The 12,887-nt window shown below is 65.8% G+C and carries 13 protein-coding genes; 8 read left to right on the forward strand and 5 right to left on the reverse strand.

Features of this window, described 5'->3' with window-relative positions; all coding sequences use genetic code 11:
* The first annotated feature begins 147 nt into the window (after nucleotides 1-147).
* From ACIPUD_RS31965 to ACIPUD_RS31975, 3 genes are all read left to right on the forward strand, one after another.
* On the forward strand, nucleotides 148-771 hold the full coding sequence (locus ACIPUD_RS31965; RefSeq protein ID WP_018452923.1) for a shikimate kinase: 624 nt from the start codon (nucleotides 148-150) through the stop codon (nucleotides 769-771).
* Nucleotides 768-1,916, forward strand: coding sequence for a 3-dehydroquinate synthase (gene aroB / locus ACIPUD_RS31970; protein WP_247299191.1), 1,149 nt, complete (start codon nucleotides 768-770; stop codon nucleotides 1,914-1,916). Before ACIPUD_RS31965 ends, aroB begins: the two co-directional genes overlap by 4 nt.
* Nucleotides 1,917-2,006: 90 nt before the next feature.
* Nucleotides 2,007-3,311 carry an HlyC/CorC family transporter gene (locus tag ACIPUD_RS31975; RefSeq protein WP_018452925.1) on the forward strand — a complete coding sequence of 435 codons (1,305 nt, stop codon included), beginning with the start codon at nucleotides 2,007-2,009 and terminating at the stop codon, nucleotides 3,309-3,311.
* Between the two features lie 142 nt (nucleotides 3,312-3,453).
* Here the strand turns inward: ACIPUD_RS31975 and ACIPUD_RS31980 are convergent, their stop codons facing one another.
* Nucleotides 3,454-3,729 (reverse strand): BolA family protein, encoded by a 276-nt coding sequence (locus ACIPUD_RS31980; RefSeq protein WP_026232423.1) that lies wholly within the window; start codon nucleotides 3,727-3,729, stop codon nucleotides 3,454-3,456.
* 152 nt (nucleotides 3,730-3,881) lie between these two features.
* Between ACIPUD_RS31980 and ACIPUD_RS31985 the strand changes: the two genes are divergently transcribed.
* Complete coding sequence (locus ACIPUD_RS31985) at nucleotides 3,882-4,517, forward strand: J domain-containing protein (protein WP_018452927.1); 636 nt, start codon at nucleotides 3,882-3,884, stop codon at nucleotides 4,515-4,517.
* A 198-nt stretch (nucleotides 4,518-4,715) separates the two neighbouring features.
* Here ACIPUD_RS31985 and ACIPUD_RS31990 read toward each other — a convergent pair whose 3' ends face one another.
* On the reverse strand, nucleotides 4,716-5,810 hold the full coding sequence (locus ACIPUD_RS31990; protein WP_018452928.1) for a citrate synthase/methylcitrate synthase: 1,095 nt from the start codon (nucleotides 5,808-5,810) through the stop codon (nucleotides 4,716-4,718).
* 75 nt (nucleotides 5,811-5,885) lie between these two features.
* Here ACIPUD_RS31990 and ACIPUD_RS31995 point away from each other — a divergent pair, with 75 nt between their 5' ends.
* Nucleotides 5,886-7,106, forward strand: a complete 1,221-nt coding sequence (locus ACIPUD_RS31995; protein ID WP_085358851.1) for a citrate/2-methylcitrate synthase — start codon at nucleotides 5,886-5,888, stop codon at nucleotides 7,104-7,106.
* Nucleotides 7,107-7,154: 48 nt separating this feature from the next.
* Here ACIPUD_RS31995 and ACIPUD_RS32000 read toward each other — a convergent pair whose 3' ends face one another.
* The 3 genes from ACIPUD_RS32000 to ACIPUD_RS32010 all read right to left on the reverse strand — a co-directional run bounded on the left by ACIPUD_RS32000 (nucleotide 7,155) and on the right by ACIPUD_RS32010 (nucleotide 8,448).
* Nucleotides 7,155-7,484, reverse strand: coding sequence for a type II toxin-antitoxin system PemK/MazF family toxin (locus ACIPUD_RS32000; RefSeq protein WP_026232424.1), 330 nt, complete (start codon nucleotides 7,482-7,484; stop codon nucleotides 7,155-7,157).
* Entirely contained in the window at nucleotides 7,471-7,683 is a 213-nt protein-coding gene (locus ACIPUD_RS32005; protein ID WP_143273843.1) for an antitoxin MazE-like protein, read from the reverse strand. Before ACIPUD_RS32005 ends, ACIPUD_RS32000 begins: the two co-directional genes overlap by 14 nt.
* A 105-nt stretch (nucleotides 7,684-7,788) precedes the next feature.
* Nucleotides 7,789-8,448 (reverse strand): DedA family protein, encoded by a 660-nt coding sequence (locus ACIPUD_RS32010; RefSeq protein WP_018452932.1) that lies wholly within the window; start codon nucleotides 8,446-8,448, stop codon nucleotides 7,789-7,791.
* A 309-nt stretch (nucleotides 8,449-8,757) separates the two neighbouring features.
* Here ACIPUD_RS32010 and cobS point away from each other — a divergent pair, with 309 nt between their 5' ends.
* The 3 genes from cobS to ACIPUD_RS32025 all read left to right on the forward strand — a co-directional run bounded on the left by cobS (nucleotide 8,758) and on the right by ACIPUD_RS32025 (nucleotide 12,882).
* Nucleotides 8,758-9,756 (forward strand): cobaltochelatase subunit CobS, encoded by a 999-nt coding sequence (cobS, locus tag ACIPUD_RS32015; RefSeq protein WP_018452933.1) that lies wholly within the window; start codon nucleotides 8,758-8,760, stop codon nucleotides 9,754-9,756.
* Between the two features lie 163 nt (nucleotides 9,757-9,919).
* The gene (cobT, locus tag ACIPUD_RS32020; protein WP_018452934.1) at nucleotides 9,920-11,824 is read left to right on the forward strand and encodes a cobaltochelatase subunit CobT; all 1,905 of its coding nucleotides are present in this window, start codon (nucleotides 9,920-9,922) and stop codon (nucleotides 11,822-11,824) included.
* On the forward strand, nucleotides 11,821-12,882 hold the full coding sequence (locus tag ACIPUD_RS32025) for an esterase-like activity of phytase family protein (RefSeq protein ID WP_446482242.1): 1,062 nt from the start codon (nucleotides 11,821-11,823) through the stop codon (nucleotides 12,880-12,882). The genes cobT and ACIPUD_RS32025 overlap by 4 nt, the downstream gene beginning before the upstream one ends.
* Nucleotides 12,883-12,887: the final 5 nt, after the last annotated feature.

Genomic DNA, 12,887 nt, shown 5'->3' on the forward strand with positions numbered 1-12,887 from the left:
GCGGGCAAATTAACCAATGAAATCATCCAACACGTTCGCCGTTTCGTGGCAAGAGTCCTCTGGCGAGGGCCCCTGCGGGGTCGTATAGGTGGCCAAAGGATGCCGCCATTGGCGGCAGATCGAGCGAGACCCATTCGAGCGAGACAAATGCCCGACGCCGCGTTGCCGATCCAAGCCTCGCCCGAGGCCGACATCCTGTCGGCGCTGGGGACGCGCTCGATCGTGCTCGTCGGCATGATGGGGGTGGGCAAATCCACCATCGGCCGCCGCATGGCTCTCCGGCTCAAGCTGCCCTTCGTCGATGCCGACACCGAGATCGAGGCGGCGGCCGGCATGACCATACCGGAAATCTTCGAGCGTCATGGCGAGCCGCATTTCCGCGACGGCGAGGCCCGCGTGATCGCGCGTCTGCTTGACGGCGGTCCCATCGTGCTGGCGACCGGCGGCGGCGCCTTCATGCGCGAGGAGACGCGGGCCCGCATCGCCGCGAAGGCGATCTCGATCTGGCTCAAGGCCGATCATGACGTCATCATGCGCCGTGTGCGCCGGCGCGCCGACCGTCCGCTGCTCCAGACCGCCGATCCCGAAGGAACCGTGACGCGCCTGCTCACCGAGCGCGAGCCGGTCTACGGCCATGCCGACCTCACCATCGCCTCGCGCGACGTGCCGCACGACAAGATCGTTGAGGAGACCATCGAGACGCTGCGCGCGCATCTTTGCGGCGAACGGGCGTCCCCGCCACCAGCCGACGTCGCGAGTGCCGCACGATGACCGCGCCTTTGAAACATTCAGATCCCGTCAATGTCGAGGTCGCGCTGGGGAATCGCGCCTATGACATCGTCATCGGCCGCGGCGTGCTGGCCTCGCTCGGCGAACGCGTCGCGCGCCTGCGCCCCGGCGTGCGCACCGCGATCGTGACGGATCGCACCGTCGCGAAATACTGGCTCGAACCCGCCGAGGCGTCCCTCGCAGCCAGCGGCGTTCCGACATCGCGCATCGTCGTCGAGGAAGGCGAGATCTCCAAGACCTATGCCGGGCTCGAAAAGGTCAGCGAAGCCCTGATCGCCGCCAAGATCGAGCGCAACGATCTCGTCATCGCGCTCGGCGGCGGCGTGGTCGGCGATCTCGCCGGCTTTGCGGCGGCGATCCTGCGTCGCGGCGTCGACTTCGTGCAGGTGCCGACCTCGCTGCTGGCGCAGGTCGATTCCTCCGTCGGCGGCAAGACCGGCATCAACTCGCCGCAGGGCAAGAATCTGCTCGGCGCCTTCCACCAGCCGGTGCTTGTGATCGCCGACACCGCCGTGCTCGACACGTTGTCGCCGCGGCAGTTTCGCGCCGGCTATGCCGAGGTCGCCAAATACGGCGTGCTCGGCGACGAGGCCTTCTTCGCCTGGCTCGAGAACAACCATTCCGACATCTCCAAAGGCGGTTCGGCGCGCGAGCATGCGATCGCGACCTCCTGCCGCGCCAAGGCCGGCGTCGTCTCGCGCGACGAGCGCGAGACCGGCGAGCGTGCGCTGCTCAATCTCGGCCACACGTTCGGCCATGCACTAGAAGCCGCGACCGGCTTCTCCGACCGCCTGTTTCACGGCGAGGGCGTTTCGATCGGCATGACGCTGGCGGCGCAGTTTTCGGCGAAGCTCGGCATGATCGGCGAAGCCGATGCGATGCGAGTCGAGCGTCACCTCATTGACGCCGGCTTGCCGACGCGCTTGCAGGACATCGCGGGCTTCGCGCAGGAGGGGCTTGCCGATGCCGACGCGCTGATGACGCTGATGGCGCAGGACAAGAAGGTCGAGCGCGGCAGGCTCACCTTCATCCTGCTGGAGGCCGTGGGGCGGGCCGTCGCCGTGAAGAACGTCGAGCCGGCTCCGGTGCGCGACTTCCTGAAGGACAAGCTCGCGCAAAAGGCATGACGCGAGGCTGAACGGCGCTACAGCGTTTTCGCGCGAAGTGGGTACCGGTTCGCGTAAGTAACGCGTCAAAACAAGAAACCAGAGTGGTTCATGGATTGGCTCGGATTCACCATCGTCATTCTCTGCCTGCTGGTCTCCGGCTTCTTCGCCGCGAGCGAGACCGCACTGACGGGCGCCTCGCGCGCCAGCATGCTGCGGCTCTCCAAGCAGGGTAATCGCGACGCCGACGTGGTTTCGCAGCTGCTCGACATGCGCGAGCGCCTGATCGGCGCCCTGCTGCTCGGCAACAACATCGCCAATATCAGTGCATCCGCCCTGGCCACCAGCATTTTCACGGCCTGGTTCGGCGACGTCGGCGTGCTCTATGCCACCGGCTTGATGACCGCACTGGTCGTGATCTTCGCCGAGGTGCTGCCCAAGACCATCGCGATCAACGCGCCCGACCGTATGGCGCTCGCGGTCGCGCGCCCGATGCGGCTGACGATGTACGTGCTGGGGCCGCTGCTGCGGATCGTGGAAGTCATCGTGCGGCTGTTGATGCGCCTGTTTGGCCTTGCCGGCGAGCACCAGGCGATCCTGTCGCCGACCGAGCGCCTCCGCGGCGCGGTCGACCTGCTGCATCATGAAGGCAAGTTTGAGAAGCACGACCGCGACATGCTCGGCGGGCTGCTCGATCTGCGCGAGCTCCAGGTCTCCGACGTCATGATCCATCGCACCGAGATGACGATGATCAACGCCGACCTGCCGCCGGAGGATCTGGTGCGCGAGGTGCTGGCGGCCGAATACACCCGCATCCCGCTGTGGCGCGAGAAACCGGAAAACATCATCGGCGTGCTCCACGCCAAGGATCTGCTGCGCGCGATCCGCGCGTCCGACGGCGACACCTCGCGCATCGACGTCTCGACCATCGCGCTGCCGCCCTGGTTCGTGCCGGAAATGCGGCCCGTCTCCGAGCAGCTCAAGGCGTTCCGCCGCCGCAAGACTCATTTCGCCCTGGTCGTCGACGAGTACGGCGAAGTTGAAGGCCTCGTGACGCTGGAAGACATTCTGGAAGAGATCGTCGGCGACATCTCCGACGAGCATGACGTCGTGGTCGCGGGCGTGCGCGCCCAGCCGGACGGCTCGGTCGTCGTCGACGGCTCGGTCCCGATCCGCGATCTCAACCGCGCCATGGACTGGCACCTGCCCGACGAAGAGGCAACGACGGTCGCCGGCCTCGTCATTCACGAGGCGCGCTCGATCCCCGACCGCGGCCAGAGTTTCACCTTTCACGGCTTCCGCTTCCGCGTCCTCCGCCGCGAACGCAACCGCATCACCGCGCTCCGTATTTCACCGGTGCCGCGCGAGACGGAAATGGAGGAAGCCAAGCGGCGGCGGGCGGGGACGTCGTTTTGAAGCGGTAGCTGTCATCGTCCGCCTTGTGCGCGCTTGCGCACTGGGGCGGACGATCCAGTAAGCCGCAGCGGCTCGATTCTAGCCGCGCCGCCTCGGAGTACTGGATGCCCGCCTTTGCGGGCATGACAGCCGCATCGGCGAGCTAGCTGCCGCCTTCTCCCGGCGCTTGCGCGTGGATCGCCAGCGCGTGCACGCTGCCGGAGAGTTCCGCGGCCAGCGCCGAATTTATCATGCGGTGGCGATCGACCCGGCTCTTCCCTTTGAAGGCGGAAGACACAATATAAACCCGAAAGTGCGTCTCGCCGCTCGGCCGATGGCCGGCGTGGCCCTCATGCAAATGTGACTCGTCGACGACTTGCAGGCTTTCCGGCGTGAAAGCTTCCTGCAACTTGTTGCTGATAGTGTCTCTGATGGCCATCTGGGTCATTACGGTGCGAGATCGCTCTCCGTATTGGATAGGCCGCCTCTAGCGGCCGTTCAAGGACGCCTCAGCATAGTTTCGGCTATGCTTTTCAGCTAATTGCAATGTCAAGACTTGAAGGTTTTTGCATTGCGTAGTCAAAGTCAGCCATGCCGATCGATTCATCAAAGTTCTTCGACTCCATCCGGATCAAGCCGAAAGGCAAGCAGCCGGAGGTGAAGCCGCGCGACGCCGTGGTCAATTGCGAATGGACCGGGTGTCAGAACAAGGGCGCGCATCGTGCGCCCAAGGGTCGCGACAATCAGCGTGAGTACTGGCACTTCTGCCTGAACCACGTGCGCGAGTACAACCAGAACTACAATTTTTTCTCCGGCATGAATGCCGACGCTGTCGCGCGCTATCAGAAAGATGCGCTGACCGGTCATCGTCCGACCTGGAAGATGGGCGCCAATGGCGGCGTCAAGAAGGGCGCCGAGGCCGAGATCGACGGCGCCTTCGATCCGTTCAGCATGTTCCAGGAGCTGAACGGCCGCACCGGCTGGCGCGCCGGCCCGCAGGCCGCGCCCAAGGCCGAGACGCGCAAGATCATGAACGCCGAGCGCAAGGCGCTTCAGGTGATGGGCCTCGCCCCCGAGTCCACGCTCGCCGACGTCAAGTCCAAGTACAAGGCGCTGGTGAAGCAGCACCACCCCGATGCCAACGGTGGCGACCGCTCCACCGAGGATCGCCTGATCGAAATCATCAAGGCGTATAATTATCTGAAGACAGTGGTGCGCGAGGCGTAGGCTTCGCGCGCGCTTTCTTCCCTTCTCCCCTTGCGGGAGAAGGTGGCGCGAAGCGCCGGATGAGGGGTTTCTCTCGGCGAATTCAACTGCAAGATATGAGGGTGTCGAGACAACCCCTCACCCGTCTCGCCGCTTTGCGGCGAGCCACCCTCTCCCGCAAGGGGAGAGGGGAAGCACGCGCTCCGGGCTACGCATTCCCTACGCCTTCGGCATCGCGCCCACATATGACGAGCTCGGCCGGATCAGCCGCCCGGTCCGCTGCTGCTCCCGCGCATGCGCCGTCCAGCCGGCTGCGCGCGCCACGGCGAAGATCGGCGTGAAGGCCTGCCTCGGAATCGCCAGCGCATCGAGCAGGATCGCGGTGAAGAACTCCACATTGGTCTCCAGCGGCCGGTCCGGATTCTTCTTGCGCAAGGCTGCGCGGATATAGGCCTCGACCTCGCCGGCAAACGGCAGGTCGGCGCCGTCCGAGGCCAGCGCCTCGATCGCGGTCTTGAGCACGTCGGCGCGGGGATCGCGCACGCGATAGACGCGGTGGCCGAAGCCCATCATTCGCTCGCCGCGGGCGAGTGCCGCGTCCACCCAGGGCTGGATGCGCTCGCGCGAGCCGATCGCGTCGAGCATTTCCAGCACCGGCTCCGGCGCGCCGCCATGCAGCGGACCCGTCAGCGCGCAATAGCCGGCGGTGACGGCGGCAAACAGATCTGCGTGCGTTGAGGCCACCACGCGCGCGGTGAAGGTCGAGGCGTTCATGCCGTGGTCGCTGGCGGTCACGAGATAGGCGTCCAGCGCCCTGACCTCGCGTGGTTCGGGCGCGCGCCCGTGCAGCATGCGAAGCGTATCGGCAGCCTGGCTCACGTTCGGATCGGGCGCCACGGGATCGAGACCCCTAGCCCGGCGGACGAGCGCGCCCGCAATCACCGGGAATGCGCCGACGATCGTCGCCTCATGGGCGAGCCCGTGCTCGGCGCGAACTCCCGCGACCGCCGCGCGAAATCCGTCGATGATGCCCATGCCGCGCGTTGCCGGCAGCAGCTCATCCAGCCGCGCGAAGGCGCGCTCGCGTGCGGCGCCCAGGCTCGCGCGCACATCGGCTTCGCTCAGCGTGGTCGTGCTGGCGCCGTTCCAGAGCCGGGCGGTGACGCCCTCAAAGCTCGACTGGCTCGCCAGTCGGCCAACATGCTCGCCGGCGATGATCAACTCGCCGCGCTCGCCGTCGACATGGCTCAGCACGGTTTCGGCCGCGGGAACGCCGTCCAGCCCGATCTGGCTCTTGGTGAGGTGGATGTTCATGGCCCAAATCTCCTTTGCACCAGCCAAAGATCAGGCCTCTCGACAGATTGATCAATCTTGATTACATTAATCAATATGAAAAATTCGGAAGGTCTCTACCTCTCCGCCCGGGAAGCCGCCGCCGAGCTCGCGATCTCGCCGGCCACGCTCTACGCCTATGTCAGCCGCGGCCTGGTCCGCTCCGAGCCGACGCCCGACTCGCGCAAGAACCGCTATCGCGCCGAGGACGTCCGGGCGCTGAAGGAGCGTCGGGTGCCGTCGCCGGAGCCGCGCGGCCTGCGCAGCTTCGATGCCGATCTGCCGGTCATGGACACGGAGATCTCCACCATCACCGAGGAGGGCGCGATCTATCGCGGCGTCAATTGCGTCGATCTCGCGGAGAACGACACGCTGGAGCACACGGCGACGCTTCTGTGGGACGTCTCCGGCGTCGATCCCTTTGCGCCGGACAATTTTCCCGCGGTGTCCGATGAGATGCGCCTGATCGCGCAGGCCGCGCGGCGCGCCGCGCCGATCGATCGCGCCATTGCCGTGCTGGCGCTCGCATCGAGCGCCGATCCCCGCGCCTTCACCCGCGCGCATGATGGACGTGCGATGGTCGGTGCGCGCATCGTCCGGCTCCTGGTCGCGACCATGCTCAATACGGAGCCGTCCGCCGAGCCGCTGCACCAGCAGATCGCCAGTGCCTGGGCTCCCGACAACAAGCACGCGGCCGATCTCATACGCCGCGCGCTGGTTCTGCTCGCCGAGCATGAGTTGAACGCGTCCACCTTCACCGCGCGTTGCGCAGCCTCGACCGGTCTTAATCTTTATGATTCCGTCATCGCCGGCCTCGCCGCGCTGAAGGGACCGAAGCACGGCGGTGCCGGCGTGCTCGCCTCGCAGCTCGTCAAGGCACTGGTCGATCGTGACGTCGAGCCAATGGTCCGGGAGCGTGTCGCGCTCGGCGAACGCTTTGCCGGCTTCGGTCACGGCGTCTACAAGCGGGGCGATCGGCGCGCGCAATCGCTGCTCAACGCGCTCTCTCGCGCAGGCGCACCGCGCAAATTCACCAAGGAGGTGCCCGAGCGGATCGCGGAGGCGACCGGCGAACTCGTCAATATCGACTACGCGCTCGCGGTGCTCGTGCACGCGCTGCGCCTGCCTGGCGGCAGCGAGCTCGCCCTGTTCGCGATGGCCCGCAGCGTCGGCTGGATCGCACATGCGAGCGAGCAGTTGCAGTTCGGCAAGCTGATCAGGCCCCGGGCGAGGTATGTCGGGCCGGCACCGGGGCGGAGGGGAGGCGCTGCTAGCTAGGATCGCTGCTGCGGTCGTCCTGGCGGAAGCCCGTGCTCGGGTACCTGATCAATCCGCAAGCCCTAACACGAACGCCAAAGCAATCCCAATCCGCGCCATATCCTGGCTGCCGAGGCGCCCGATCTTCTGTCCGATCCGTTCGCGTCTCACGGTGATCGGCTTGTCGGCCATCGCCTGCGATCTCAGTCGTAATCCATTTTCGCGGGTTGGCTCGATAGTCACCCGAAAATCCGGGGCGTGCGCCAGTTCGGAAGTCAACTGGCAGATCACGACGGAGGCATGAGTTTCAGGGAAAGCGTCGCTCTGCACGATGACCGCCGGGCGGGGTTTGCCATAGTCGCCCGTTGCAGCGACGGTCACGACGTCACCGCGTTGCATCTGCATCAAACTCGGAGACCGACTCGATCCACTGCAGCGCGTTGCGCTCGCGATCGGGGTCGAGGCTGGCAACTTGCTTCGCCACCCGTCGTCGAACTGACCGCGAGCGAGCATCAGCTACGACGAGGCGCAGTTCGCGCAAGCCCCGCAGCCGCCTCCGCTGGCGCATCATTTTCATTCTTTCAGCGGGTGCAGTCATTGGAAACGATCCCATGTAACGCGTTACAATGTAACGCGTTACGGCTTGGAGGCAAGGGCCGCCACGTTGCGAAGTCCCCAAACCGCAGTGCGCCGCTCGACGCTATCACCCTCGCGGCTTCGCCACCGCCACGCCGCCGCCGTTCCGGCGGCGATAGATCCAAACCGCCAGGCCTACGACGATTGCCACGCCGACCACGGTCAAAATCCACATATGCTTATACGGATGCCCATGGTGCGGCAGCCCGGCATATTCGTGCAGGGCCGACACCGCCAAAACGCCCGGCAGCACATGCGCCGGCGCCCAGACCAGGATCGCCGGGATGTTGATGGCGTAGAAGCGGGCCGGGGGCATGCCGAGCGCGCCCGCCGTGACCGGGACGAAGGCACGGATCGGCGGCACGAAGCGGGCGAAGAACACCGCCCAGGTGCCGAAGCGGTGGAAGAAATTCTCGCTCTGTTCGACCACACGCGGATAATTGGTCAGCGGCCAGGTGTTGAGGATCTCCCGTTGTTGCCGGTGTCCGATCCAGTAGGCCGAACCATCGCCGAGCACTGCGCCGAGCGCCGCCGCCAGCAACACCCATTGCAGCTTGAGCTCGCCGCCCGGGACCAGGGCGCTCAGCGCCAGGATGATCGTCGAGCCGGGGATGACCGACCCCACCACCGGAACCGCCTCGAGCAGGGCCGCCAGAAACAGGGTCAGATAGGCCAGCCACGCATGGGCCGAGACGAATGAAATGAGGGGATCGAGAAAGGACGTCACATCGTCTCTGCGGTGGGATTGGGCCTTGGGGTTCGGACCCTATATTCAGACCCTACATAAGTAATGAGCGGCGGTAAAAGTGCCACCCGCGTCGGCAGGACGGTGCCTTCGGCACGAAATTCAGGCGTGATTCGCAGGGCAGCCTTCCAAAAATCGCGTTCCTTGCCTATCTAAATGAAAAGACAACGGAACTTTGATCGGGGGGCGGGCTTCTGCCCGCCCGTTGTCTCTGATAGGTTCGCAACAGCACCCAGCCGCAGCCAACGTGCAATAACTGGTCTCGGGATCGCCCGGGACCTCGGAGGATTGATGACGACCGCCGCGATGTCCAAAGTTGAGGAAGTTTCCGGTTTGCCCGACATGAAGGTGTCGGTGCGCCAGGTGTTCGGGATCGACAGCGATCTCGAAGTCCCCGCCTATTCCGAAGTCGATCCTCACGTCCCCGAAGTCGATTCCGATTACCGCTTCGACCGCGCCACCACGCTCGCCATTCTCGCCGGCTTCGCCCACAACCGCCGCGTCATGGTCACGGGCTATCACGGCACCGGCAAATCCACCCATATCGAGCAGGTCGCTGCGCGACTGAACTGGCCCTGCGTGCGCGTCAACCTCGACAGCCACATCAGCCGTATCGACCTCGTCGGCAAGGACTCGATCGTGGTCCGCGACGGCAAGCAGGTCACCGAATTCCGCGACGGCATCCTGCCCTGGGCGCTCCAGCATAACGTCGCGCTGGTGTTCGACGAATACGACGCCGGCCGCCCGGACGTGATGTTCGTGATCCAGCGCGTGCTGGAAGTCTCCGGCCGGCTGACGCTGCTCGACCAGAACAAGGTGATCAAGCCGCATCCGGCATTCCGCATGTTCTCGACCGCCAACACCGTCGGCCTCGGCGACACCTCGGGCCTCTATCACGGCACCCAGCAGATCAACCAGGGTCAGATGGACCGCTGGTCGATCGTCACCACGTTGAACTATCTCAGCCATGACGAGGAAGTGGAGATCGTGCTGGCCAAGGCCAAGCACTATCGCACCACGGAGGGCCGCGACATCGTCAACAAGATGGTTCGCCTCGCCGACCTCACCCGCAACGCCTTCGCCAATGGCGATCTGTCGACGGTGATGAGCCCGCGCACGGTGATCACCTGGGCGGAGAACGCCGACATCTTCAGCGACATCGGCTTTGCGTTCCGGGTCACCTTCCTCAACAAATGCGACGAGCTCGAACGTCCCCTCGTCGCCGAGTTCTACCAGCGCTGCTTCAACGCGGAGCTGCCGGAATCGTCGGTGAACGTGGCGCTCAGCTGATCGCTCTCGGTGTGTCGTCCCGGCCGAGTGCGCAATTGCGCACGGGGGCCGGGACCCATACCGCGAGGTCTCTCTGTGAAGCGACGCTGCTAATTTCTCCTGACGCAATGATTGCCGGCGGTTATGGGTCCCGGCCTTCGCGGGGACGACGGGTAAGGGCGAGATGAGCACCACCTCCAACTCCAAATTCCGCAACACCAAGGAAGCCCCGACCGAGCCGTTCAAGCGCTCGGTGGCCTCCTGCCTGAAGGCGATCGCCAAGGCGCCCGAGCTCGACGTCAGCTTCGCCGCCGAGCGTCCCGGGCTCGCGCCGGGCAAGGCGCGGCTGCCCGAGCCCGCGCGAAAGATGACCAGGCGTGATGCCGCCATCGTGCGCGGCCACGCCGATTCCATCGCGCTCAAGCTCGCCTGTCACGATCCGAAGGTGCATCGCAAGCTGATGCCGGGCAATCCGCAGGCGCGCGGCGTGTTCGAGGCGGTGGAGCAGGCCCGTGTCGAGGCGATCGGCGCGCGGCGCATGGCGGGCGTTGCGAAAAACCTCACCGCGATGCTCGACGACCATTTCCATCGCGGCAAGTTCGACGAGATCACCGATCGCGCCGACGCGCCGCTCGCCGACGCGCTGGCAATGCTGGTGCGCGAGCGCCTGACCGGCATGGCGCCGCCGACGGCCGCCAAGAAGATGGTCGATCTCTGGCGCCCTATTCTCGAAGACAAGATCGGCAGGCGGCTCGACCGGCTCGATACCGTGGTCGAGGACCAGACCAGGTTCGGCGATGCCGTGCATGATCTGCTGACGGCGCTCGAGATCGGCGACGAGCGCAGCGCCGACAGCGAAGACAATGACGAGAACGACGAGAACCAGGACGGCGACAACGATCAGTCCGGCGCCGAGGGCTCGCCCGATTCCGACGCCGCGCAGGAGATGAGCGCCGATCAGGCCCAGGCGTCGAGCGAGGAGATGAGCGAGAGCGCGATGGAAAGCGCGCAGGCCTCGACCTCCGACACCTTCGACGACGGCGAGCTCGGCGACGACGAGACGCCGGGCGAGGCGACGCGGCCGAATTCGCACGGCAAGAACGAGCCGCGCGGGCCGGAATATCACGCCTTCGCGCCGAAGTTCGACGAGGTCATCGCCGCCGAAGACCTCTGCGACCATGACGAGCTGGAGCGGCTGCGCGCCTATCTCGACAAGCAGCTCGCGCATCTGCAGGGCATCGTCGCCCGTCTCGCCAACCGGCTGCAGAGGCGCTTGATGGCGCAGCAGAACCGCGCCTGGGAGTTCGATCTCGAAGAGGGCATTCTCGACCCCGCGCGGCTGTCGCGCGTGGTGACGGATCCCTATCACCCGCTGTCCTTCATGCACGAGAAGGAGGCGACGTTCCGCGATACCGTGGTGACGCTGCTGCTCGACAATTCCGGCTCGATGCGCGGGCGGCCGATCACGGTCGCGGCGACCTGCGCCGACATCCTCGCCCGCACGCTGGAGCGTTGCGGCGTCAAGGTCGAGATTCTCGGCTTCACCACGCGCGCCTGGAAGGGCGGGCAATCGCGCGAGGCGTGGCTTGCCGCCGGCAAGCCGGCCAGCCCCGGCCGCCTCAACGATCTCCGCCACATCATCTACAAGTCGGCGGACGCCCCCTGGCGTCGTGCGCGGAAAAACCTCGGCCTGATGATGCGCGAAGGGCTGTTGAAGGAGAACATCGACGGCGAGGCGCTCGACTGGGCGCACAAGCGCCTGCTCGGCCGGCCCGAACAGCGCAAGATCCTGATGATGATCTCGGACGGCGCGCCGGTCGACGATTCCACGCTGTCGGTCAATCCCGGCAACTATCTCGAGCGGCACCTGCGCCACATCATCGAGGAGATCGAGACCCGCTCGCCGGTCGAGCTGATCGCGATCGGCATCGGCCATGACGTGACGCGCTATTATCGCCGCGCGGTGACGATCGTGGACGCCGAAGAGCTCGGCGGCGCCATCACCGAAAAACTCGCCGAACTGTTCAGCGAGACCAACACCGCGCCCACGCAGCCGGCCAACCGCCCGCGACGCAAATTGCATTCGTGAGCAACCATCGATCCCGCCGCAGCTTCATCGGCCACGCGGCGGCGGGATTTTCCACTCTCGTACTGTCTCGCCTGGCGCAGGCACAGCCCGCGCCGAAGCCGGCGCTGATCGAGCACGCCGTCGCCGCGCCCGTTGGCATCGAGGTCAACGCGCGGCCGATCCCCAATTTCGAGCCGCGCGACCGCGCGCGCACGCGGTTCGGTTCGCTGGACTATCGCGGCGGCCTGGTGCTGACCTCGCCGCATCGCGGCTTCGGCGGCCTGTCCGGCTTCCGCTTTCTCGACAGCAAAGGCGAGCGCTTCCTCGCGATCTCCGACCAGGGCACCTGGTTCACCGGTCGCATCCGTTATTCCGGGCGGAGCATGACGGGTCTCGACGACGTCGAGGCCGCGCCGGTGCTCAATGCGGAGGGGCGGCCGATCACGGAGAAGCGGCTGTGGTACGACACCGAGTCGCTCGCGCGTGACGGCGACCTCGTCTATGTCGGGCTCGAGCGCGTCAACCAGATCATGCGGTTCGATTTTGCGAAGGGCGGCACACGCGCGCGCGGCGAGGTGCTGCCGACCCCGCCGGCGGTGCGCAAACTGCCCTACAACAAGGGGCTCGAGGCGCTGGTGTTCGTTCCAAAGGGGCAGCCGCTCGCGGGCACCTTGATCGCGCTGTCGGAGGGCGGCTTCGATGCCGACGGCAATCTGATCGGATTTTTGCTCGGCGGCCCCACACCCGGCCAGTTCAGCATTCGCCGCACCGACCAGCAGCTCATCAGCGACGCGGTGCTGCTGCCCTCGGGCGATCTCCTGATCCTCGAACGCAAATTCTCCTGGTTCACCGGCGTCGATATCCGCATCCGCGCGATCCCCCTGAAATCGATCGCGCCGGGCGCATTGGTCGACGGCCCCGTGCTGTTCAAGGCCGATCTCGGCCACGAGATCGACAACATGGAAGGCATCGACGCCCACGTCACGGCTGACGGCGAGACCGTGCTGACATTGGTGTCGGACGACAATTTCTCGATGCTCCAGCGCACCCTGCTGCTGCAGTTCGCGCTGGTGGAGTAGGGCGG

The organism is Bradyrhizobium sp. CAR08, assembly GCF_052871955.1.